This window comes from Streptomyces sp. NPDC046759 (assembly GCF_040645475.1).
Taxonomy (GTDB): Bacteria; Actinomycetota; Actinomycetes; order Streptomycetales; family Streptomycetaceae; genus Streptomyces.
Map to the genome: position 1 here is coordinate 413,186 of NZ_JBEYYJ010000001.1, position 21,164 is coordinate 434,349.

A 21,164-nucleotide genomic window follows, 5' to 3' on the forward strand; every position below is an offset into this window, starting at 1 on the left:
TGCCCCCGGACCTGACGACGCCGCGAACCGGGCACACCGCTTTGCGGACGCGGCACGGGCCCGCATCCAGGCCCTGAGGCCGCATCCGCGATCTACGGCTGCATGAGGATCTTGATGGCGCCGTCCTGCTTGTGCTGGAACATCTCATAGGCGTGCGGTGCCTCGGCGAGCGGCAGCCGGTGGGTGGCGAAGTCCTCCACGCCGAGCGGATCCTCGTCGGTCAGATAGGGCAGGACCTCGTCGGTCCAGCGGCGGACGTTGGCCTGGCCCATGCGCAGCTGGATCTGCTTGTCGAACAGGGTGAGCATCGGCATCGGGTCGGCCATCCCGCCGTACACGCCGCTGAGCGAGAGGGTGCCGCCGCGCCGGACCAGGTCGATCGCCATGTGCAGGGCACCGAGCCGGTCGACCGAGAAGCGCTCCGCGAGCGGTCCGCTCAGCTTGCGGGGCAGCAGCCCGGTGGCCGTCTGGGCGAGCTTGGCGGCCGCGCTGCCGTGTGCCTCGGTGCCGACGGCGTCGATCACGGCGTCCGGGCCCCGGCCGCCGGTCTCGTCGCGGATCGCGTTGACCAGAGCCTTCTCGTCGTCGAACGCCCTCAGGTCGTAGGTCTCCACGCCGTTCCGGCCGGCCCGCGCGAGCCGTTCCGGCACCAGGTCGATGCCGAAGACCCGCTCGGCGCCGCGGGCCCTGGCGATGCGGCAGGACATGTCGCCGATCGGCCCGAGGCCGAGGACGGCGAGGGTGCCGCCCGGCGGGACGGCGGCGTACTCGACCGCCTGCCAGGCTGTGGGCAGCACGTCGGAGAGGTAGACGAAGCGGTCGTCCGGCGGGCCCTCGGGGACCTTGATCGGGCCGAACTGCGCCTGCGGTACGCGCAGATACTCGGCCTGGCCGCCGGGGACCGCGCCGTACAGGCGGGTGTAGCCGAACAGGGCGGCGCCCATGCCCTCGCCGGTGACCTGGGTGGTCTCGCACTGCGTGGGCAGCCCCGTCAGACACATCCAGCAGTTGCCGCAGGCGATCTGGAACGGCACCACGACCCGGTCCCCGGCCATGAGGTCGGGCACTGCTGGGCCGACCTCCTCGACGATGCCCATGGGTTCGTGCCCGAGGATGTCGCCCGGGGTCATGAACGGGGTGAGCACCTCGTACAGGTGCAGGTCCGAGCCGCACAGTCCGGTGGATGTGACGCGGATGACGGCGTCCGTGGGCTCCTCGATCCGCGGGTCGGGCACGTCCTCGACCCGGACGTCCCGCCTTCCGTGCCAGGTGACTGCCTTCATGGGGTCGCGCTCCCTCGGTCGCGTGGACTTTTCGCGGTGGCGCCCGGGTACCCGTGCCACCTGCGACGAACCCCTCGCCGCGGCCCGGCACGCCACCGGTCAGGCCCTGCCCCGGCCTGTCACCCACCACCGGCGTCACCCAACCACCGGCCGGCCGCCGCCCGTCGCCCGCCACCTGCCGGCCGTCACCTGCCGACAGCGCCCACCACCTGCCGGCAGCGCTCGCCACCTGCCCGCCACCCGCCACCCGCCACCCGCCACCCGCCGGCCAGGTGCCCACCATGTGCCGCCAGGCTGCCCACCAGCTTGCGCCCGCCAGGGTGTCGCGGGTCCGATCGGCCCATGGCGCGCCCGTGGCGGTAAGCGTTCGGGTATGGCCAGCAATGACCTGATGAGCGCACAATCGGATGAATGAACGGCGTGGCCACGGTGGGCATGGGGCAGGGAAAGCGCACGCGACGTGCAGCACTGACGGCGGCCGTGCTGGCCGCCTCGCTGACCGTCTCGCTCACGGCCGGCTGCGCCCACCACGGCCGGGACGACCACCGCGCCCCCGGGCACACCCCGGCGCCCACCGCGCCACCGGCTCCGACGCGCTCGGTCGCGGCGGCCGGTTCACCGCTCGCCGTGAAGATCGACAACGTGTCCGCGGCCCGCCCGCAGACCGGTCTCGACGCCGCGGACGTGGTGTACGCCGAGCAGGTGGAGGGTGGGCTGAGCCGGCTGATGGCGGTGTACGCCACCCGGCTGCCGAAGAGCGTCGGACCGGTGCGCAGCGCTCGCGAGTCCGACCTGGAGCTGCTGCGTCAGTTCGACCGCCCGACGCTCGCCTTCTCCGGCGCCCAGCGCAAACTGCTGCCGCTGATCGGCGAGGCGCCGCTGCGGGCGGAGTCCCCGGACAAGGCCCCCGCCGCCTACTACCGCGGCAGCGGCAGGGCCGCCCCGCACAACCTCTATCTGCACCCCGCCAAGCTGCTGCCGTCCGCGCCGGGCAGGGCGGCGCTGACCACCGGCTTCCACTACGGTCCGGCCCCGTCCGGCGGCACCCGGACGGCCGCGCGCACCGTCCGCTACCCGGCCGCCCGTCTCACCTTCACCTGGTCCGCCGAGCGGCACCGCTGGCTGGTCGCGATGGACGGCACGCCCACGGTGACTGCGGACGGCACGCCGGTGGCACCGGCCACGGTCGTCGTGCAGTACGTGCGGGTCCGCACCTCCCGCTACCACGACGTGCTCGGCAACCACACGCCGTACACCGAGACGGTCGGTTCGGGGAAGGCCCGGGTGCTGCGCGACGGACGCTCCTTCGACGCCTCCTGGTCACGGCCGGGGGCGACGGACGGCACGACCTTCACGGCGGCGGACGGCAGCCGGATGAACTTCGCCGACGGTCAGGTGTGGGTGGTGTTCGCAGCGGCGCCGTGACACGTGCGGCCGGGCCCGCCCGGTTCGGAGCGGCGTGGGGTCAGCTTTGTGCCGCCAGTGGCTCGGCCGGGTTGCGCAGGCCCTCGGCCGCGTCCGCCACCCTGCGGATCAGATCGAGGAACACGGTCTGCTCCTCGGCGGACAGCGGCGCGAGGAAGACCTGGTTCATCCGCGCGGTGCGCAGGGTCAGCCTGCGATGGGTGCGCGAGCCCTCGTCGGTGAGGCGGAGCAGGAAGCGCCGGCCGTCCTGGGGGTCGCGCACCTTGTGCAGCAGCCCGCGGCGGCCGAGCCGGCTGATGACCTCGGCGACGGTCGACCGGTCCAGGCCCACCCGCTCTCCGACGGTCCGCTGATCGACGCCCGGCTCGGCGACGAGGGCGTTCATGACGGCGAACTGCGGAGAGGTGATCTCCTCCGAGACCATCGCGTTCCACAGCAGGTAGTGCGCCTGCTGCAGCCGCCGGGCCAGGTGCCCGGGATGGGTGGTGAGGTCCACCGCGTCCATGTGCACTCCCCTGGTCAGTTCGTTGGTGCACTGAACAATACCTGGCGGCCACCGAGCTGTCGCTCATGAGAATCGCCGGTAATCCCATGTCTTGACGGCTCCCACACGCAATGGCAGCGTGTGGAACACCTCGTTGAAACACTCAGTGCGCTGATTAATGGCGAAGAGATGAGGCTTCACGGATGGACAAGGTGGTCGCCACCGCCCTGGAGGCGGTGGCCGATGTACCGGACGGCGCGTCCCTCGCGGTCGGCGGGTTCGGGCTGAGCGGTGTGCCCAACGTGCTCATCGAGGCGCTGTACGAGCGCGGCGTCGGCGGGCTGAGCGTGGTGTCGAACAACTGCGGGGCGATGGAGACCGGGCTGGCGGTGCTGCTGGCCGCCGGGCGGATCGCCCGGGTGACCGGCTCGTACATCGGCGCCAACAAGGAGTTCGCCCGCCAGTACCTGGGCGGCGAACTGGAATTGGAGCTGATCCCGCAGGGCACGCTGGCCGAGCGGCTGCGCGCGGGTGGTGCCGGCATCCCGGCCTTCTACACCCCCGCCGGGGTCGGCACCCAGGTGGCCGAGGGCGGGCTGCCCTGGCGTTACGACGGCGCGGGCGGCGTCGCGGTGGCCTCTCCGCCGAAGGAGGTACGGGAGTTCGACGGCGTGGACCACGTGCTGGAGCGCGCCATCCGCACCGACTTCGCGCTGGTCAGGGCCGCGAAGGGCGACCGGCACGGGAACCTGGTCTTCAACAGGGCCTCCCGCAACTTCAACCCCCTGGCCGCCATGGCGGGGAAGGTCACCATCGCCGAGGTGGAGGAGCTGGTCGAGCCCGGCGGGATCGACCCGGACGCGGTGCACCTGCCGGGGATCTTCGTCCAGCGGGTCGTGGCGCTGACCCCGGAGCAGGCGGCGGACAAGCGGATCGAGCAGCGGACGGTGAGCGGCTGATGGCCTGGACACGCGAGGAGATCGCCGCCCGCGCGGCACGCGAGCTGCGCGACGGCCAGTACGTCAACCTGGGCATCGGGCTTCCGACGCTGATCCCGAACCACCTCCCGCCGGGCGTCGAGGTCGTGCTGGAGTCGGAGAACGGGATCCTGGGCACGGGCCCGTACCCGACCGACGACCAGGTCGACCCGGACCTGATCAACGCCGGCAAGGAGACCGTCACCGTCCTGCCGGGCGCCTCCTTCTTCGACTCGGCGCTGTCCTTCGCGATGATCCGCGGCGGGCACATCGACGTGGCCGTGCTCGGCGCGATGCAGGTCTCCGCCGGCGGCGACCTGGCCAACTGGGCGGTGCCGGGCAAGCTGGTCACCGGCATCGGCGGCGCGATGGATCTCGTACACGGCGCCCGGCGGGTGATCGTGGTGATGACACACACCGCGAAGGACGGTTCACCGAAGATCATGGAGCGGTGCACCCTGCCGCTCACGGGCAAGGCGTGTGTGAACCGGATCATCACGGACCTGGCCGTGCTGGACGTCACCGAGGGGGGGCTCGTCCTGGTGGAGACCGCGCCGGGCGTGTCCGTCGAAGACGTCGTCATCAGGACCGACGCGGAGATGAGGATCGGGGAGAACGTGCTGTGAATCCTGACGGATCCGCAGTGGACGGTACCGCTCGGCGAGAGCGCCGGGCTGACCGCGGACAAGCACGGGATCACCCGTGAGCAGCAGGACGGGTTCTCCCCCGCCTCGCACCGCAAGGCGGCCGCCGCTCGGGAACAGGGCCTGTCCGGCGCGGAGTCGGTGCCCGTGGCCGTCCCGCGGCGCGGGGGCGAGCCGGTCTCCTCGGCGGCCGACGGGTGCGCGCGTGCGGACGCCTCCCGGTGCCCGGCTCGCCGCTACGGTTGCCCGCCGGCTCGCCCGCCGCGGCTCCGGCACCGGCGTGGCCGGCCTCTGCACCGGCGTCGGCCAGGGCCTCGCCCGCGTGCTGGAACGCTGAGGACCTCACCCTCGAACGCCAAGGAAACGTCAGGTATCCCCATGACACTCACCCAGCAGGACATCGACCGGGAGATCGCCGCCGAGCACGCCGCGTACGAGAAGCGCGTCGCCGCCGGCGGCCCCGTCGAGCACCATCCGCGCCGCGACTACCCGCCCTACCGCTCCTCGGCGCTCCGCCACCCCGAACAGCCCCTGGTCGCCGTCGACACCGCGCGGGACCCGGAAATGGTGGAACTGCACTCCCCCGCTTTCGGGGAACGCGACATCACCGAGATCGACAACGACCTGACCCGGCACCACCGGGGCGAGCCGGTCGGCGAGCGGATCACCGTGTCCGGGCGGCTGCTGGACCGTGCCGGGCGCCCGGTGCGCGGCCAGCTGATCGAGATCTGGCAGGCCAACTCGGCCGGCCGCTACGCCCACCAGCGAGAACAGCACGACGCCCCGCTCGACCCGAACTTCACCGGGTTCGGCCGCACCCTGACCGACGCCGAGGGCCGCTACCGCTTCACCACGATCCGGCCCGGCCCCTATCCGTGGCGCAACCACGTCAATGCCTGGCGTCCCGCGCACATCCACTTCTCGGTGTTCGGCACGGCGTTCACCCAGCGCCTGGTCACGCAGATGTACTTCCCGAACGACCCGCTCTTCCCGTACGACCCGATCCTGCAGTCGGTGACGGACGACGCGGCCCGGCAGCGGCTGGTCGCCGCCTACGACCACAGCCTCTCGGTGCCGGAGTTCTCGCTGGGCTACCACTGGGACATCGTGCTGGACGGCCCGGCCGCCACCTGGGCCGAGGACGGACGCTGACCGCCATGACGAAGAACCAAACGAGTGGCCCGGAGCAGGTGCCGCCCACTCCGTCCCACACGGTCGGCCCCTTCTACGGCTACGCGCTGCCCTTCCGCGGCGGCGAGGAGATCGCCCCGCTGGGTCATCCGGACACGATCACCGTGCACGGGTACGTCCTCGACGGCGCGGGCGGGCCGCTGCCGGACGCGCTCGTGGAGCTGTGGGGTCCGCGCCCCGACGGCACGGTCCCGCGGGTGGACGGCTCCCTCCGGCGCGATCCGGCGACCGGCGGGTATGCGGGCCGCAACGGCGTGGAGTTCACCGGCTGGGGCCGCGTCCAGACGGACGCCGACGGGCACTGGTACGCCCGTACGCTGCGACCCGGTGCCCGGGGGCAAAGCGCACCGTACCTGAGTGTGTGCGTTTTCGCGCGCGGCCTGCTCGTGCACCTGTTCACCCGGATCTACCTGCCGGGCGACGAGGCCGCACTCGCGGTGGACCCGCTGCTCGACCGGGTGGGCGACCGGCGCGACACGCTGATCGCCGCCGAGGAGGTACCGGGCACCTACCGTTTCGACATCCGCCTTCAGGGCGAAGGCGAGACGGTCTTCCTGGAGTTCCAGTGACATTTGCGTCTCCTCCCTGCGCCGACACCGGCCTGCTCGCCCCCGAGTGGGGGCTGTCGAAAGCCGCGTCCGAGACCGGTGACCACGCGTATCTGCGGGCGCTGCTCGACGCCGAGGCCGGGCTGACCCGGGCGCAGGCCGCCCTGGGACTCGCCCCGGCCGAGGCCGCGGCGGCGGTGACCGAGGCGGCCGTCCCGGACCGGTTCGGCCTCGGCTCCCTGGCGGCGCGTACCCCGGACGGCGGCAACCCGGTCATTCCGCTGGTGGCCGATCTGACCAGGGCGGTCGGCGAGGAGTACGGCCCCTACGTCCACCGGGGCGCCACCAGCCAGGACATCATGGACACGGCGACGATGCTGGTCGCCGTGCGGACCCTCGGCCTGGTCCTGGCCGACCTCGGCCGCACCGAGCGGGCGCTGGCCGCACTCGCCGCCGAGCACCGGGACACGGCCATGCCGGGACGGACGCTGACCCAGCACGCCGTACCGACCACGTTCGGGCTGAAGGCGGCGGGCTGGCGCTCGCTGGTCCTGGACGCGGCGGACCGCGCCACCCTGGTTCGCGATTCGCTCCCAGCCCAACTCGCAGGCGCCGCCGGGACCCTGGCGGCCTTCCAGGCGTACGGAGCCCCGGACGCGGCTGCCCTGACACGGGAGTACGCCCGCGAAGTCGGTCTGGCCGCACCGGCGTTGCCCTGGCACACGCTGCGTACGCCGATCGCGGACCTGGCGGGCTGCCTGGCCCTCACCGCGGGGGCTCTGGGCAAGTTCGCCGTGGATGTGCTGACGCTGTCGCGCACCGAGATCGGCGAGGTGAGCGAGGGCAGCGGCGGCGGTTCGTCGGCCATGCCGCACAAGGCGAACCCCGTGCGCTCCACGCTCCTCGTGGCCGCCGGCCGGCGTGCTCCCCAGCTCGCCGCCACGCTGTACGGCTCCCTCGCCGCCGAGGACGAGCGGCCGGCCGGCGCCTGGCACGCCGAGTGGGAGCCGCTGCGCGACCTGCTCCGGCTGGTGGGCGGCGCTGCATCCCACGCGGCCGGGCTGGCCGAGGGGTTGCGCGTGCACCCCGCCGCGATGCGCCGGAACCTGGACGCCACCCGGGGGCTGATCGTCTCCGAACGGCTGTCGGCCGCCCTCTCCCCCGTCCTCGGCCGGACGCGCGCCAAGGAGCTGCTGACCGAGCTGGCCCGCCGCGTCCACGCCGAGGACCGGTCCCTCATTGAACTCCTCGCCGAACAGGCGGAGTTGCAGGACGTCGACCTGGACGACCTGACCGACCCCGCCCGCTGCACCGGTTTCGCCGGTGCCCTCACCGACCGTGCCCTGGAGCGACATTGACCACGAAACTCCTCAACCACCTGGCGGAAGGCCCCTCCTCCGCTCCCGCACTGCTGCTCGGACCGTCGCTGGGCACCTCGTACGCCCTGTGGGACGCGGTGGCGCCGGAGCTGTCGGCCGCCCATCGCGTGGTGCGCTGGGACCTGCCGGGGCACGGCGGTTCGGCACCGGACCTGATCGGGGCGGGCGCGACCGTCGGCGACCTCGCCGCGCTGGTGCTGGGCCTCGCCGATGCGCTCGGCATCGACCGGTTCGGCTATGCGGGCGTCTCCCTCGGCGGCGCCGTCGGCCTCCACCTGGCCGTGCACCACCCCGACCGGCTGACCTCCCTGGCGGTGCTCTGCTCCTCCGCCCACTTCGGCGAGGGCACGCTCTGGCGCCAGCGGGCGCGGCGGGTGCGCGGCGAGGGCATGGAGTGGCTGGTGGAGAGCGCCGACGCGCGCTGGTTCACGCCGGGCTTCACCGTGCCCGCACTGGTCCAGGACCACCGGGAGGCCGATCCGGAGGCGTACGCCGCCTGCTGCGACGCGCTCGCGGCGTTCGACCTGCGCGACCGGCTCGCGGACATCGCCGTACCGACGCTGCTCGTGGCGGGCCGGCAGGATCCCGCGACGCCGCCCGCCCATCTGCGGGAGATCGCCGACGCCGTGCCCGGCGCGGCGCTGGTGGAGCTGCCCGGTGCCTCCCACCTGGCGCCCGCCGAATGTCCGCGGGCGGTCCTGGCCGCGCTGCGCACCCGGTTCGACGGGCCGCCGGCGCGCGGGATGGCGGTGCGCCGGGAGGTGCTGGGCGACGCGCACGTGGACCGGGCGCAGGCTGGGCAGACCCCCTTCACCGCCCGGTTCCAGGACTTCATCTCCCGCTACGCCTGGGGGGAGATCTGGACCGATCCGACGCTGTCCCGGCGCGAACGCAGCCTGATCACACTGACCGCGCTGGCCGCCCACGGACACTACGACGAGCTGGCGATGCACGTACGGGCGGCGCGGCGCAACGGGCTGACGCCGGAGGAGATCGGCGCGGTGCTGCTGCAGACCGCGGTCTACTGCGGGGTGCCGGCCGCCAACTCCGCCTTCGCGACGGCTCAGCGTGTCCTCGCCGAGGAGGCGGATGAGAGCGAGGGACCGCGGTGACCCTGCCGGTCGTAGCTTCGACAGCACCCCTCTCACGGCAGCGGGGCATGCCTGCGCTGGGAGCATGTCCACCCTCCTGATCACCGGCGCCACCTCCGGACTCGGCCGGTACGCCGCCTTCGAACTGGTCCGCTCGGGCCATGTCGTCCTGGCCCACGGCCGCGACCGGGACCGTACCGAGCGGCTGGTCGCGGAGCTCCGCACCGAGGGCGAGGCCGAGGGGTTCGTCGCCGACCTGGGAACTCGGTCGCCGACGGCGCTCCGGGCGTCCTGGCGCCGGCCACGCAGGAGAGGGGCAGCGGCGGCTACCTCGACGGCACGCGACCGGCACGGGCGCACGAGGAGGCGTACAACCCCCGGATGCGCAGGCGACTGGCGGCGGTCACGGAGCAGCTGCTCACGGTGTGAGCCGGCTCACCGCAGCCCTCGCCCCGTCTCCAGCACCTCCCGGGCCTGGGCCACCAGCCCGTCCGCGCCGCAGGCCCGGGCGAGGTCCAGGCCCCGGCGAAGCTCCGCCACGGAGCGGGCGGCGATGCCGTACTCCACCCGGGCCGCCGCGTGTTCGTACTGGCAGGGCGAGGCTTCCAGGTAGGTGACCGCCTGGGCGGCGAGCTGGACCGCGCGGCCGCCGGTCGCCAGGGCGGCGGAGCAGCGCAGGGCCTCGCCGATGGCGGTGTCCGTGCCGAAACGCTCGGCCTGCCGGCGGGCGTCGGCGGCGAGCTGTGCGGCACGGACCGGGTCCTGGCCGGCGAGGGCCCTGGCGAGTTCGGTGGACCAGGGCGACAGGACCGGGTTGTGGCCGCCGCGCGAGGCGGCCGTCTTCTCCGCGGCCTCCAGTTCGTGGATCCCGTCCTCGGTGCGGCCCACGGCGAGCAGCAGGCGGCCGCGTACGGAGCGGATGTCGGGCAGCACGATCGTCGACGGGTAGGGAGGTGCGAAGCCGTACTGCTCGGCGATCGACCAGGCCTCGTCGACGCGGCCGCGGGCCAGCAGGGTGTCGACCAGTCCGCAGGTCGCCGACCAGTACAGCGGCAGCCGGCGGCCGACGCGTTCGGCGAGGACCAGGGCCTCGCGCAGGATGGACTCGGCGTCGCGCAGCCGGCCCTGCCTGCGGTAGGCGAGCCCGAGGAAGGCGTTGGCGAGGGACAGGTGGCCGCCGCGCCAGCCGGCACCGGTGTAGACGCGCAGCGCCTCGGCGAAGAGGCTCTCGGCGCGGTCGAGCCGGTCGGCGTAGGCGTACGCGCTGCCGAGCATCATCAGCAGCTCTATGCCCCACTCGGGGTCGGTCCAGCCGAGGCCGGGCGCGAGACGGCCGTTGACGAGGGCCCGGTCGCACAGTCGGAGGACCTCGTCGGCGCTCTCGCCGTGGGTCATGGCGTCGAAGCCGCGCAGGATGAGCAGGGCGCGCTCGGAGTTGTCGCGCCCGGTGCAGGTGCTCGCGAGCTCGGACAGGCGCCGGGAGCGGGCCGGGGAGACGGTCTCGCCGTGGATGCCCTCCCACATGAACTGCACGGCCTGCAGCCGCATCCTCTCGGGGCCCGGTTCGTGCCGGGCGGCCTCGGCCTCGACCGTGCGGACGGCCTCCTCCAGCTGGTCGTTGTGGAGCAGCGCCTGGGAGAGCCGGACCACCGCGTCGACCCGCCGCTCGGGGGCGAGGCCGGGCGTGCCGAGGGCGTGCTGGAGGTGCTCGATGGTGACGGCGGGCGCGGTGAGCAGGGTGGCACAGCCCAGTTCGTACAGGAGGTCCGCGTGCACCGCGGGCAACGGCGGCTCCAGCAGCGCGCGCTCGAGACAGGTACGGGCCGCGTCGGGTGCGCCGACGGCGAGATGTTCGCGGGCGGCCTCGCGCAGCTGCTCGACGAGTTCCTCGTCGCCGTCCGGGTGCACCTTCAGCAGGTGCCGGGCGGCCTGGGCGGCGCCGCGTCCCAGTTCGGTGATGAGCTGGGCGGCGACGCCGTGCATGGCGGTGCACACCCCGGAGGGGATGGAGTTGTAGACGGTGGTGGCGATGACCGGGTGGACGAACTCCAGCTCGCCCTCCTGGCGTTCGCCGCCGGGCGCCGGCTCGGTGAGGATGCGGGCGGTGCGCAGCAGTTCGGCGCAGTGCCCTGCGACGGCCACGTCCATGGTGGCGAGGCGGGCGACCATGTCGACGCTGATGTCGGTGCCGAGGATGGCGGCGGCCCAGGCGAACTGGGTGGCCTCCAGGCCGAGCCCCTTGAGCCGGTCGACGAGTCCGCCGCCGCGGGCGGCGCGGTTGAGGGCGCGCAGTTCGCCGGCCCGGGCCTCGACCGGTGTCACTTCGCTGTCCTGCACCTTGGCGAGGAGTTCGACGGTCTCGTAGGGGTTGCCCGCGGTGACGGCCCAGACCTCGCGGCAGAACGCGTCGTCCGCGTGCCGGCCGAGGGTGGCGCGGGTGAGTCCCGCGGCGGCGTCGGGGCTGAGGGCCCTGAGGCTGGTGACGGGACGGCCCGCGGCGGCGGCCACCGCGTCCAGGTGGCGCGCGCCTTCGCCGCCGACTTCGCCGGGGCGGCGCGCGACCACGACGAGGACGGAGAGGTCGTCCAGGCGCTCGGCGAAGGCGGCGAGCCAGCGCAGGCTCTCCTGGTCGGCCCAGTGCGCGTCGTCGATGAGGAGCACGAGCGGCCACTCGCGACGGGCGAGCCGGCGTACGGCGGCGACGAGGCCGTCGCACACGTACTGCGGATCGGCGCTGCCCTCCTGCGGGTCCGCTATGCCGAGGGCGGGACCGGCGATGTCGTACCAGTCGCCGAGGTACTCGCGTGCCTCCTCGGGCAGTAAGGACAGCAGGGCCGGCTGGAGCAGCTGCCTCACCACGTTGAAGGGGACGGACCGCAGGGTCTCCGCGCCGCGCGCGGACCACACGGCGCAGCCCCGGCGTTCGGCGATGCGGCGCGTCTCGGCCAGCAGCGCGGTCTTGCCGAGGCCCGCCTCGCCGCAAAGGACCAGCAGACTGCCCGCGGACGACTGGTCGGCGCACAAGAGGTCGAGTGTGTGTGCGACGGCGGCGATCTCCGCGTCCCGCTCCCACAGGGGAGCCGAGGCGGCCGCCGGGGGCCGTCCCTCCGTCATCCCGTTCCCTCCCCAGGTCGCCCGAGTGACGTACAGACATGAGCCTAGCCGTCCGCCGGGATGTGTGGTGTCCGGTCGGGGCAGCCGTTGCCCCGGCGGGTGAAAGCGGGGGCGGTCGGGCGACGCGCAACCGGGCCGAGCGGCCTGCCGGCAGCAGACCGGGCGTCAACTTCCCCTGATCGAGAGCGATTTCGGCACACCCGCTTCCTCGCGCGGACCGGCGGTGCGCGCGGTGGCGGTGGGGTGGGTGGCGGTGGGGTGGGTCGTCGTCACCTCCTGGCGAGCCCCTGTTCCTCACAGGTCGCGGATCCACCCGAGCTCGCGCGCCAGGATCCGCTCCTGGCGCGTCAGCGCCCCGGGGACGAGCCTTTCGGGATGCCCGGTCGGCGGTAGGCGAGCAGTCCGGCCGTACCCTTGCAGGCCCACGGGTGGCTGCCCGGTATGGAACGAGCCGAGGCTGATGAAACCCAGCCAGATCGTCCTCCCGAGCCACCTCACCGGTGCTTGCGGCCGATCGCGAGGGTGTCGGGCCCGCTCACCGCGGTGGTGCGGATGTCCGTGAAACCGGAGGCGGACAGCCACCGCGTGCACTCGGCGGGGGTGTACTCACGTCCTTCGTCGGAGGTCAGCAGCATGTTGAGGCTGCCGAGAAGGCTCAGTGCGGCGCTTCGCCGGTCGTCGTCGATCATGCGGTCGTAGACGAGCACGACGCCGCCCGGGGTGAGCGCCTGGTGGATGCGGGCGAGCAGATCCTCCCGCTGCCGGAGACCGAAGTAGTGGAGGATGTGCCCGACGACGAAGACATCGGCTTCGGGCAGGGCGTCCTGGAAGAAGTCGCCCGCGACGAAATGCACCTGGCCCGTCATGTCCAGGGACTTCATGTGCTCCTGGAAGAACTGCTCCATCTCCGGCAGATCGAAACAGGTGGCGTGCAGGTGGGGATGAGCCCTGTACAGGTGGGAGGCGAGGTTCCCGCGCGCACCGCCGAGATCGACGAAGGAGGAGTGCTCCTTCCAGTCCAACGCCCCGGCCAGAGCGTGACCGACGCCGCTGTTGACGGCGTCCATGGCGCCGAGGAAACTGCGGGCCGCTTCGGGGTCCGCATAGCCGCCGAAGAAGCCCCCCTGGCTCGGTACCTGCTTCTCGCCCGTTCGCAGGGCGTCGGTCAGATGCGCCCAGACGGGGAACAACTTGGTGTCCGCGAGGCGGGTGTAGCCGCCGACGTATCCGGGCTTGCACCGGTCCAGACAGCGGTCGGCGGCCGGACTGTTGGCGTAGGTCTCGTCGTCCTCCCGCTCCAGGAGCCCGAGTGCCACCAGAGCGTCGAGGAAGTCCCGCGCGCCGCGGGGATGCATACCCGCCCGGTCGCACAACTCCCCGGCGGTCATGGGCTTTTCGGCGAGGAGGGTGAAGAGGTCCAGCTCGACGGCGCTGATGAGGGCCCGCGATCCGTAGAAGGCCATGGTCAGCTGCAGGATCTCGCGCGGTCCGCTGACTTCTGTGTGCGGTGTCATGTGTGACGGCTCTCCTTGACGTGAGGATGGCAGAGCAGGCGCGCGGGGTCCGGTACGGCCGGGCCCCGCACTCCGAAGCGTCCGAGAAGGGTCCCTGGCACTAGACGGGGCGGCACTCCAGCGTCGTCCACGTGTGGGACGGGGTGTTGACGAGTTCGAAGCCGGCCTGGTGGAGAAGCTGCCGCCACTCGGCCGGCGTCCGTTCACGGCCTCCGAAGAGGACCAGCATGTCGACGTCCAGCAGCTTGGAGTGGTCCCATTCGTTCTCCGGGGCCATGACCTGGTCGAAGATCAGGAGGCGTGCGTCGTCGTCACCGACGGCGTCCCGGACCCGGCGCAGCACGGTCACGGCCCGGTCGTCCGACCAGTTGTGCAGAACACCCTTGAAGAAGTAGGCGTCGCAGCCGGTGGGGACGGGATCGGTGAAGAAGTCACCGGGCAGCACGGTGACGCGGTCGGCGACACCGGCCTCCTCCAGTACCGGCCGGGCCGACGCGGCCACCCGCGGGAGGTCCATGAGGATGCCCGTGGCTTTTGGATTGCGGCTGAGGACCTGGGCGAGGAACCAACCGTCTCCACCGCCGAGGTCGGCGATGCGCGAGAAGCGCTCCATGCCCGTGTCGGCCAGCCCGTCGAGGACGAGCCGGCGGCTCCAGTGCGCCATGAAACGCTCGAAGAACTCGCCTTCCTCCGGGTTCTGTTCCAGGTGCTCGAAGAACGACCTGCCGTACACCTGCCGGAACGCCGGTTCTCCGGTGCGCACACTGTGCATGATCTCGTCGAACGGCCGCCTGGTGAGTTCCATGTTGTTGTACCTCACCAGCGGCAGCACGCCGTCCGGGTTGTCGGCGCGAAGCCCGTCCGACAGAGGCGTCCCGGAGAAGGTCCCGACGGGCCCCTCGGCGAAGATGCCGACTGCGGCGGCGCTTCGCAGGATGCGGTAGAGGGACAGCTCGTGGGCGCCCGCCTCCTTGGCCAGTTCCTCGACACTGCGGGGGCCGCCGGCCAGCAGGTCGGCGATCCCCAGCTCGACCAGCACGTGGACGACCCGGGCCAGGCGGCCGGGGGCCGCCAGCAGGAGCAGCTGCTGGGCGTGGAGTTCTGCGGGAAGAGCGGACTCCGCGGTCTCCTGGCGCGCGCGGTGCCTGTCTTCGATGACTTTCTTGATGCGTTCCATGTTGGCCCGCGTCGTGGAGTTGATGTGTGCCGTCATGTGCTCGTTGTCGAACGGGGCCCCGGCCTTCATGTCGAACTGCTGGACCCACCGCATCTCGGTTCCTCCGGCGACGGCCCGGTAGGTCCAGTGCAGGTTCATGTAGGCGAAGGGCCCGGTCTCGATGCGGTGGGCCCGGACGGTGCGGGACTCCTTGTCGGGCGACCGGTGCGAGACCCACTCCCAGACGTTCCCGTTCGCGTCGGGGCGGGTCTTGAGCCGGAAGTCGATTCCGTCGTCGTCCCGTCGGAGTATCTCCGCCTCGGCGTACTCGGAGAACAGTTCGGGCCACGACTCGACGTCGTTGGTGATGTCCCACACGAGCTCGAACGGGGCGTTGACCACGATGGAGTTGTCCGTGCGCGCTGCCATGTCAGGCGGCCTCCCCGGCCATCTTGGCGTTGATGAGCTGCAGAGTGTTCCGGGGGGTCCGTATCTCGTCCTCCGGTATCGCCACTCCGTAGTCCTGTTCGATCTTCGCGGAGATCTCCAGAAGGGCGAGCGAGTCGTAACCCAGGTCCTGGAAGGTGACGTCGAGAATGTCGCCGTCCAGATCCCGTTCGTCGGAGTCTCCGGCGCATTCCCGGATGATTCGGACGAGTTCGGACAGGTTGATGTGGGACACCATGATCCTCCGGGTGAGTGACGTCATGTGCTGAGGTGCGCTCGAGCGCGACCGGAACGAAGCGGCTCGGTCAGTGGTGCCGCTGAACGACCAGGGCGGAATTGAACCCGCCCGCTCCCCGCGCGACGACCAGGGCGGTGTCTATCCGCGTCTCGCGGGGCTGATGGAGTACCAGGTCGAGGCCGAGCGCCGGCGCGACCGCACCGGTGCCGATCGTCGGGGGTATGACCGAGTCCCTGATGGACAGCAGCGCGGTCGCGGTGTCCAGCGCCGCTCCGCCTGCGTAGAGTCGTCCGGTCATCGTCTTCGGTGCGGTGACCGGCACGTTCGCGGAGCCGAAGACGTCGGTCAGGGCTTCTGCCTCCGCCCGGTCGAGGGCCGGTACCCCGAAGGCGTCCGCGAAGACCACGTCGACGTCGTCCGGGTTGACCCGGGCTTCGTCGAGGGCCAGGCGGATGGCCCGGGCCAGTCCGGCGGGCCTGCCGGTGCCGGGGCGCGCGTCGAAGGTGGAGGCGTGCCCCGCGATCTCCCCGTAGATCGAGGCGGCGGCCCGTTCCCGCGCGGTGTCCGCCCGCTCGACGGCCATGATGGCCCCACCCTCACCGGGCACATATCCGCAGGCCTCCGCGTCGAACGGCAGATAGGCGCGGTGGGGGTCGGTGGCCCGGCTCAGCAAGCCGCCCGGAATCTGGGCGACCAGGCCCCAGGGGCAGAGCGAAGCCTCGAATCCTCCGGTCAGGGCGCTTTCCAGCGTGCCCTTCCGCAGCAGGCGTGCCGCCTGGGCGGCTGCGTCGAGTCCGCCGGCCTGTTCCGTGACGAACACGGAACTGTGACCCCGCATACCGTGGCGGATGGAGATCTGGCCGGTGTTCACCGCGTAGAACCAGGCGAACGACTGATAGGCGCTGACGCGCTCGGGGCCGGTTCCCCAGAGTTTCTGCATCTCGCGCTGGCCGAACTCGAACCCTCCGGATCCGGCGGCCGTGAGGACTCCGAGCCCGTACTCGTCGTGTTTCCCGGGTTCCAGCCCGGCGTCGGCCAGCGCCCGTTCGGCGGCCACCAGGGCATGCTGGGTCATGCGGTCGGTCTGCGGCAGCAGGCGCTTGGGGAGGTGTGCGGCGGCGTCGAAGGCGAGCACCTCACCGCCCACCCGCACGGGGTACCTCCGGGGATCGAAGCGCCGGATGACGTCGATGCCGCTCTTCCCCGCGAGCGTGGCCGCCCAGTACTCCTCGGTTCCGATGCCGTTGGGTGCCACGATTCCCATGCCGGTGACCACGGCGGCATGTGGTGTGCTCACGAGGTGGCCCTCCCTGGCCGGCCCAGCACCGCGGCGCTCTGGAAGCCGCCGAATCCGCTGCCGACGCTGAGCACGGTGTCCACCTGCTGCTGCCTCGCCACGTTCGGCACGTAGTCGAGGTCGCACTCGGGGTCGGGCTCCTCGTAGTTCGCCGTGGGCGGGATCACGCCGTGTTCGATGGCCAGCGCCGAGGCGGCCAGTTCAAGGGATCCGATGGCGCCGAGCGAGTGTCCGATCATGGACTTGATGGAGCTCACGGGCACGTCGTACGCCTGCCGGCCAAGGCTTCGCTTGAAGGCGGCCGTCTCGTGCCGGTCGTTCTGCCGGGTGCCGGAGCCGTGCGCGTTGATGTAGTGCACATCGTCGCCCGTGCAGTGGGCCTGACGCAGGGCCGCCGTGATGGCCTCCGCCATCTCCCGGCCGTCCGGCTTCAAGCCGGTCATGTGATGGGCGTTCGACCGGGTCGCGAAGCCGCGGATCTCCGCGTACGCGTGCCCTCCTCGCCGTCGCGCGGCCGACAGCTCCTCCAGGACGAAGACCGCCGCGCCTTCCCCGAGCACGAATCCGTCGCGGTTGCGGTCGAACGGGCGCGACGCGTGGGCCGGGTCGTCGTTGTTCGCCGACGTGGCCTTGATGGCGTCGAAGCAGGCCACGGTGATGGGGGAGATGGGAGCGTCGGTGGCGCCGCAGACGACCACGTCGGCACGTCCGTCCCGGATGAGCTCCGCGCCGTGTCCCACGGCGTCGAGGCCGGAGGTGCACCCTGTCGACACCACCGTCACCGGGCCCTCGGCGCCGGCCTCCCAGGCGACCTCCCGGGAGATGGAAGTGGGCACGAAGTAGTCGAAGAGCTGCTCCACGGCGACGGTGTGGTCCACCAGCCATTGCGCGCCGCCACCGCTGACCCGCTCGTACTCGCGATCGAGGCTGGTGGTGCAGCCGACGGCGGTGCCGATACTGACTCCCACCCGTTCCGGATTCAGCTCCGCCGGGACGAGTCCACTGTCCGCCAGCGCCTCGCGGGTACAGAGGACGGCCAGCTGCGTGGCACGGTCGTACGTGGACACCTGCTGGGGTGACAGGCCTTCACCGAGCGGGTCGAGGTCGATCTCGGCGGCTATCCGGGACCGGAAGGGAGACGGGTCGAACAGGGAGATCTTCCTGGTGGCGGTGCGTCCGGCAGTCAGCAGATCCCAGAAGGCCGCGGTTCCGACGCCTCCTGGGGCCCGTACGCCGATACCGGTGATCACCACCCTCTTCTCCACGTGTTCCGTCATGTCAGCCTCCTACCTTCGGTGGTGCGGACTGCGGGTGGGGCACGGGCTCGGTGTCGACGTGGCCGAGTTCGGGCCGGGGCGCGAGCGGCGCGATCTGGAACACCAGCCGTGCGGGGACGTTTCCTTTGTTCTCGATGCGGTGCCGCTGGCCACGTGTGACGAACAGCGCCTCGTCCTGCTCGAGGCTCACCTCCTCGCCGTTCACCCGGACGATGACGGTCCCCTCGACCAGGTACAGGTACTTGTCCGAGAAAGGGTGGTAGTGCTCTGTGATGATCTCCTCGGGCGCCAACTCGATGTGGCCCAGGAAACCGGACGTCGTACCCACCGATGACGGAGTCAGCAGGGCTCGGGTGCTTCCCCCCTGCCGGTGACTGGGTGCCACACTGGACATGGCGATCTTGGTGGCGGCTGCCACGGCCTCTTCTCCTTCGTACGGGGTGCTCACTGATGGCCGGCGTTCAGGAGTCAGGGGCGGTCCAGGTGTAGAACACCTCCGCCTTGGAGTCCCTGATCTCCCTCCAGTCCTGGGCGTACGGGGTGAGGAACTGCCCCACACGCTCGTTGACCTGCTGGAAGAGCGGGTTGCTCCGTGCCTCGTAGAGCCGGTCCATGATGTCGTCGTCGGCTTCGATCAGGTGCATGTACAGGTCGTGGAACCTGAAGAGGACCCGTCGCCTGACCCCGATCTCCACCGGCAGTTCCGTCTTGTCGTGCTCGGCGAAAGCGGCCGCCACGTGGTCCGCGTCCGCGGGGTCCATGCGCAGCACCATGAGTGCCCGGTAGGCCATGTTCACTCTCCATCGGGTTCGGCGTCGTAGACGTACGCGACGTCGCAGAAGATCGGCTTGGGCCGGGAGACGGACCGGCAGTAGTCGAAGTGCTCGCGCAGCCGCGGGTCGGCGTGCATGGCGCGGAAGTCGGCTTGCGACCTCCACTGGGCGTAGTTGACGACATGCTCGCCGTCGTGACTGAGATGGAAGGCGGCGGAGACGAACCCCGGCATGTGCCGGATGAGTTCCTCGGTCACCTCGGTCAAGTGGTCGCAGAGCTCCTTCTGGTGGCCGGGTGCGACGGTGAAAACGTTGACGAGAGTGAACAGTTGCGAGGCCGGTGAGATGGTCGCCATCCGGTCAGCCCTCCGTCGCCGGCGCCGTGGCGGGAGCCGTCCGCGTCGGGCGGGCCAGGATCCGATCGAGCACCGTGCGCAGCGTGCCGGGAGCGTCCTCCGGCAGGCTCTCCGCCCGCCACGCCACGAAGTCGTCCGGGCGGATCAGCAGCGCGCCGCTGTCGGTGAGTCCGGTGGTGCTCAGGAAGGCACCGTCCGGATCGGTCAACTGGCCCTCAGGTCCGACCGTGCAGCACTGCAGGGGTATGCCCGTCTCCTGGGCGACCTTGTCGGCCGCCGTCTGCCACTCGGCCCCGGCCGGCCCGGTGAGCAGGACGAACTGGTCCGTGCTGAGATCGACCGTCGACACGCGGTCGCTGCCACGTCCCAGCCAGAGGTGGGGGACACGGTGTCCTGGCGTGCCGGTGAGGTCGTGCTCCGTGGGGATGGGTTCGGGGTGGGCGGGACCGGCGATCGCATCGGAGGTGTAGCGATAGCCCGTGGCGACCAGTGTCGACTCACGCAGCGCGCGGCGAAGCTCCTCGGAGTCGTTCAGCCTCCAGGTGTGGCGGATCCAGGCCTGCTCGGCGACGGCGGCACCGATCGGCAGCCGCTCCTGCTCGTAGGTGTCCAGCAGAGCGTCGCCGGCTGTTCCGTTCAGGACGGCCGCCAGCTTCCAGGAGAGGTTGTGCGCGTCCTGGATGCCACCGTTCGCGCCGAAGGCACCGGCAGGCGGGTGCACATGAGCGGCGTCCCCGGCGAGGAAGACCCTTCCGTGCCGGTAGGACCGGGCGCTGTTGTGGGACATCTCCCAGGGCCTGGCCATCTGCACCTCGACCGCGAGGTCCGGCATGCCGGTCGCGGTGCGGATGATCTGCGCGCAGCGCTCGTCGGTGAACTCCTCGGCCGCGGCTTCCCGGGGGTCGTAGAAGAAGCCGAAGATCCAGCGCTCCTCGTCGAACAACTGGAGCACGGCCGGTACCTCCGGCATCTGGAGCACTCCGGGTTCGGCGGGGTTGGGCAGGTAACAGATGACGAAGCGCCGGCCCTTGACCGTCTCCTTCAGGTCCGCCTTGAACAGGACGCTCATGGCGTTGCCGATCGTGCCGTGCCCGGTGCGGGTGATCCCGAGCTCCTCTCGCACCGGGCTGCGCACCCCGTCGGCTGCGATGAGGTACCGGGCGCGGACCGTGGTCTCCTCTCCGGTGGTCCGGTCGACGATCGTGGCCGTCACGCCGTCCGTGTCCGCCGTGAACGCGTCCATACGGGTGTTGAAGTCGATGCGGGCTCCACGGCGGACCGCCTCGTCGCGGAGGATGGGTTCGAGCCTGTCCTGTCCGCACCAATAGGGCCTGGTCGGGCTGAGGTGTCCGACGTCGAGAGACGGTTCCTCGACGGTCACCGCGTTCTCCAGGTCGTGCAGCCCGTTCGCCCGGATCACGACCCAGGGGATCTGGTTCGCCGGCTGCCCGAGTTCGCGCCAGCGGGCCCCTTCGATGAGCTTCGGCCCGCGCTCCACCACGGTCTGCTCCAGGCCGGCGTCGCGCAGCAGCTCCATCGTGCGGGAGCTGATTCCGGACGCCCTGGTGAGCACCGTGGTTCCGCGGTGCTTCTCGACCAGGCGGCAATCGACTCCGTGCTGGCTGAGAAACAGTGCCGCGGAAAGTCCTGTCAGACCTCCGCCAACGATGAGTACGGGAACTTCTTCAGCGGGCAAGGTTCATCCTTCCACGGGAACCGGAGCCGCGCGCACAAATGGCCCGGCAGCTGAAATCGAACGCTCACCAGACGACGGGTGCGGCGGTGCATGGCCCATACAGGCGAACATTGCAGCACTTGCCGAGTCAACTGAGATAAATCCTTCAACATTGGTCCGGAAAATCACACCTGACAATCTGTCAGCCGCGTGTCCCCCAAATTGGCCCGGCATGTATACCCGGGAAATCCGTTCTGCAAACACCGCCCCTCCGGGCTTCCGGATTCCCTCCCGA

The 21,164-nt window shown here is 71.4% G+C and carries 21 protein-coding genes and 2 pseudogenes; 10 read left to right on the forward strand and 13 right to left on the reverse strand.

Translation table 11 applies throughout. The features are described 5' to 3' along the window. Nucleotides 1-92 precede the first annotated feature (92 nt). Nucleotides 93-1,283 carry a zinc-dependent alcohol dehydrogenase gene (locus ABZ919_RS01920; RefSeq protein ID WP_361241260.1) on the reverse strand — a complete coding sequence of 397 codons (1,191 nt, stop codon included), beginning with the start codon at nt 1,281-1,283 and terminating at the stop codon, nt 93-95. Nucleotides 1,284-1,694: 411 nt separating this feature from the next. Here ABZ919_RS01920 and ABZ919_RS01925 point away from each other — a divergent pair, with 411 nt between their 5' ends. Then, nucleotides 1,695-2,708 (forward strand): DUF3048 domain-containing protein, encoded by a 1,014-nt coding sequence (locus ABZ919_RS01925; protein WP_361241263.1) that lies wholly within the window; start codon nt 1,695-1,697, stop codon nt 2,706-2,708. 40 nt (nt 2,709-2,748) lie between these two features. On the opposite strand, the gene ABZ919_RS01930 is transcribed toward ABZ919_RS01925, so the two are convergent. After that, nucleotides 2,749-3,213, reverse strand: coding sequence for a MarR family transcriptional regulator (locus ABZ919_RS01930; protein ID WP_361241266.1), 465 nt, complete (start codon nt 3,211-3,213; stop codon nt 2,749-2,751). Between the two features lie 182 nt (nt 3,214-3,395). On the opposite strand from ABZ919_RS01930, the gene ABZ919_RS01935 reads away from it, so the two are divergent. From ABZ919_RS01935 to ABZ919_RS01975, 9 genes and pseudogenes are all read left to right on the forward strand, one after another. Next, nucleotides 3,396-4,151 carry a CoA transferase subunit A gene (locus tag ABZ919_RS01935; protein ID WP_361241269.1) on the forward strand — a complete coding sequence of 252 codons (756 nt, stop codon included), beginning with the start codon at nt 3,396-3,398 and terminating at the stop codon, nt 4,149-4,151. Further along, entirely contained in the window at nt 4,151-4,795 is a 645-nt protein-coding gene (locus ABZ919_RS01940) for a CoA transferase subunit B (protein WP_361241271.1), read from the forward strand. Before ABZ919_RS01935 ends, ABZ919_RS01940 begins: the two co-directional genes overlap by 1 nt. 9 nt (nt 4,796-4,804) lie before the next feature. After that, a pseudogene (locus ABZ919_RS01945) lies at nt 4,805-5,032 on the forward strand (3-oxoadipyl-CoA thiolase); the annotation flags it as partial. Further along, nucleotides 5,019-5,150, forward strand: a complete 132-nt coding sequence (locus tag ABZ919_RS01950; protein WP_361241274.1) for a hypothetical protein — start codon at nt 5,019-5,021, stop codon at nt 5,148-5,150. The pseudogene ABZ919_RS01945 and the gene ABZ919_RS01950, both read left to right, overlap by 14 nt. A gap of 41 nt (nt 5,151-5,191) precedes the next feature. Beyond that, on the forward strand, nt 5,192-5,965 hold the full coding sequence (gene pcaH / locus ABZ919_RS01955) for a protocatechuate 3,4-dioxygenase subunit beta (RefSeq protein WP_361241277.1): 774 nt from the start codon (nt 5,192-5,194) through the stop codon (nt 5,963-5,965). A 5-nt stretch (nt 5,966-5,970) separates the two neighbouring features. Continuing rightward, on the forward strand, nt 5,971-6,573 hold the full coding sequence (pcaG, locus tag ABZ919_RS01960) for a protocatechuate 3,4-dioxygenase subunit alpha (protein WP_361241280.1): 603 nt from the start codon (nt 5,971-5,973) through the stop codon (nt 6,571-6,573). Then, the gene (pcaB, locus tag ABZ919_RS01965; protein ID WP_361241283.1) at nt 6,570-7,910 is read left to right on the forward strand and encodes a 3-carboxy-cis,cis-muconate cycloisomerase; all 1,341 of its coding nucleotides are present in this window, start codon (nt 6,570-6,572) and stop codon (nt 7,908-7,910) included. Before pcaG ends, pcaB begins: the two co-directional genes overlap by 4 nt. Beyond that, the gene (gene pcaD / locus ABZ919_RS01970; protein ID WP_361241286.1) at nt 7,907-9,043 is read left to right on the forward strand and encodes a 3-oxoadipate enol-lactonase; all 1,137 of its coding nucleotides are present in this window, start codon (nt 7,907-7,909) and stop codon (nt 9,041-9,043) included. The genes pcaB and pcaD overlap by 4 nt, the downstream gene beginning before the upstream one ends. A gap of 64 nt (nt 9,044-9,107) precedes the next feature. Continuing rightward, nucleotides 9,108-9,451, forward strand: a pseudogene (locus tag ABZ919_RS01975) (SDR family NAD(P)-dependent oxidoreductase). A 6-nt stretch (nt 9,452-9,457) separates the two neighbouring features. On the opposite strand, the gene ABZ919_RS01980 reads toward ABZ919_RS01975, so the two are convergent. From ABZ919_RS01980 to ABZ919_RS02030, 11 genes are all read right to left on the reverse strand, one after another. After that, on the reverse strand, nt 9,458-12,136 hold the full coding sequence (locus ABZ919_RS01980; protein WP_361241288.1) for an AAA family ATPase: 2,679 nt from the start codon (nt 12,134-12,136) through the stop codon (nt 9,458-9,460). Between the two features lie 294 nt (nt 12,137-12,430). Continuing rightward, the gene (locus ABZ919_RS01985; RefSeq protein ID WP_361241291.1) at nt 12,431-12,727 is read right to left on the reverse strand and encodes a DUF6059 family protein; all 297 of its coding nucleotides are present in this window, start codon (nt 12,725-12,727) and stop codon (nt 12,431-12,433) included. Further along, a complete protein-coding gene (locus ABZ919_RS01990; RefSeq protein ID WP_361241294.1) occupies nt 12,631-13,650 on the reverse strand; it encodes a methyltransferase in 1,020 nt (339 codons plus the stop codon). The genes ABZ919_RS01985 and ABZ919_RS01990 overlap by 97 nt, the downstream gene beginning before the upstream one ends. A 100-nt stretch (nt 13,651-13,750) precedes the next feature. Further along, nucleotides 13,751-15,235, reverse strand: a complete 1,485-nt coding sequence (locus ABZ919_RS01995; protein ID WP_361241297.1) for a methyltransferase — start codon at nt 15,233-15,235, stop codon at nt 13,751-13,753. A 1-nt stretch (nt 15,236) separates the two neighbouring features. Beyond that, entirely contained in the window at nt 15,237-15,515 is a 279-nt protein-coding gene (locus ABZ919_RS02000; RefSeq protein WP_361241300.1) for an acyl carrier protein, read from the reverse strand. Between the two features lie 43 nt (nt 15,516-15,558). Next, the gene (locus ABZ919_RS02005) at nt 15,559-16,755 is read right to left on the reverse strand and encodes a ketosynthase chain-length factor (protein ID WP_361241808.1); all 1,197 of its coding nucleotides are present in this window, start codon (nt 16,753-16,755) and stop codon (nt 15,559-15,561) included. 29 nt (nt 16,756-16,784) lie between these two features. Further along, nucleotides 16,785-18,065, reverse strand: coding sequence for a beta-ketoacyl-[acyl-carrier-protein] synthase family protein (locus ABZ919_RS02010; RefSeq protein WP_361241303.1), 1,281 nt, complete (start codon nt 18,063-18,065; stop codon nt 16,785-16,787). Nucleotide 18,066: 1 nt separating this feature from the next. Next, on the reverse strand, nt 18,067-18,483 hold the full coding sequence (locus tag ABZ919_RS02015; protein ID WP_361241306.1) for a cupin domain-containing protein: 417 nt from the start codon (nt 18,481-18,483) through the stop codon (nt 18,067-18,069). 43 nt (nt 18,484-18,526) lie between these two features. Continuing rightward, nucleotides 18,527-18,856, reverse strand: coding sequence for a TcmI family type II polyketide cyclase (locus ABZ919_RS02020; RefSeq protein ID WP_361241308.1), 330 nt, complete (start codon nt 18,854-18,856; stop codon nt 18,527-18,529). Nucleotides 18,857-18,858: 2 nt separating this feature from the next. Next, entirely contained in the window at nt 18,859-19,194 is a 336-nt protein-coding gene (locus ABZ919_RS02025; protein ID WP_361241311.1) for an antibiotic biosynthesis monooxygenase family protein, read from the reverse strand. 4 nt (nt 19,195-19,198) lie between these two features. Beyond that, on the reverse strand, nt 19,199-20,890 hold the full coding sequence (locus ABZ919_RS02030; RefSeq protein ID WP_361241314.1) for an FAD-dependent monooxygenase: 1,692 nt from the start codon (nt 20,888-20,890) through the stop codon (nt 19,199-19,201). Nucleotides 20,891-21,164: the final 274 nt, after the last annotated feature.

Bases quoted from the DNA above. Each gene is read 5' to 3' on its own strand.
- ABZ919_RS01920 (WP_361241260.1), bottom strand. From the start codon at position 1,283: ATGAAGGCAGTCACCTGGCACGGAAGGCGGGACGTCCGGGTCGAGGAC.
- ABZ919_RS01925 (WP_361241263.1), top strand. From the start codon at position 1,695: ATGAACGGCGTGGCCACGGTGGGCATGGGGCAGGGAAAGCGCACGCGA.
- ABZ919_RS01930 (WP_361241266.1), bottom strand. From the start codon at position 3,213: ATGGACGCGGTGGACCTCACCACCCATCCCGGGCACCTGGCCCGGCGG.
- ABZ919_RS01935 (WP_361241269.1), top strand. From the start codon at position 3,396: ATGGACAAGGTGGTCGCCACCGCCCTGGAGGCGGTGGCCGATGTACCG.
- ABZ919_RS01940 (WP_361241271.1), top strand. From the start codon at position 4,151: ATGGCCTGGACACGCGAGGAGATCGCCGCCCGCGCGGCACGCGAGCTG.
- pcaH (WP_361241277.1), top strand. From the start codon at position 5,192: ATGACACTCACCCAGCAGGACATCGACCGGGAGATCGCCGCCGAGCAC.
- pcaG (WP_361241280.1), top strand. From the start codon at position 5,971: ATGACGAAGAACCAAACGAGTGGCCCGGAGCAGGTGCCGCCCACTCCG.
- ABZ919_RS01980 (WP_361241288.1), bottom strand. From the start codon at position 12,136: ATGACGGAGGGACGGCCCCCGGCGGCCGCCTCGGCTCCCCTGTGGGAG.
- ABZ919_RS01990 (WP_361241294.1), bottom strand. From the start codon at position 13,650: ATGACACCGCACACAGAAGTCAGCGGACCGCGCGAGATCCTGCAGCTG.
- ABZ919_RS01995 (WP_361241297.1), bottom strand. From the start codon at position 15,235: ATGGCAGCGCGCACGGACAACTCCATCGTGGTCAACGCCCCGTTCGAG.
- ABZ919_RS02000 (WP_361241300.1), bottom strand. From the start codon at position 15,515: ATGACGTCACTCACCCGGAGGATCATGGTGTCCCACATCAACCTGTCC.
- ABZ919_RS02005 (WP_361241808.1), bottom strand. From the start codon at position 16,755: ATGGGAATCGTGGCACCCAACGGCATCGGAACCGAGGAGTACTGGGCG.
- ABZ919_RS02010 (WP_361241303.1), bottom strand. From the start codon at position 18,065: ATGACGGAACACGTGGAGAAGAGGGTGGTGATCACCGGTATCGGCGTA.
- ABZ919_RS02020 (WP_361241308.1), bottom strand. From the start codon at position 18,856: ATGGCCTACCGGGCACTCATGGTGCTGCGCATGGACCCCGCGGACGCG.
- ABZ919_RS02025 (WP_361241311.1), bottom strand. From the start codon at position 19,194: ATGGCGACCATCTCACCGGCCTCGCAACTGTTCACTCTCGTCAACGTT.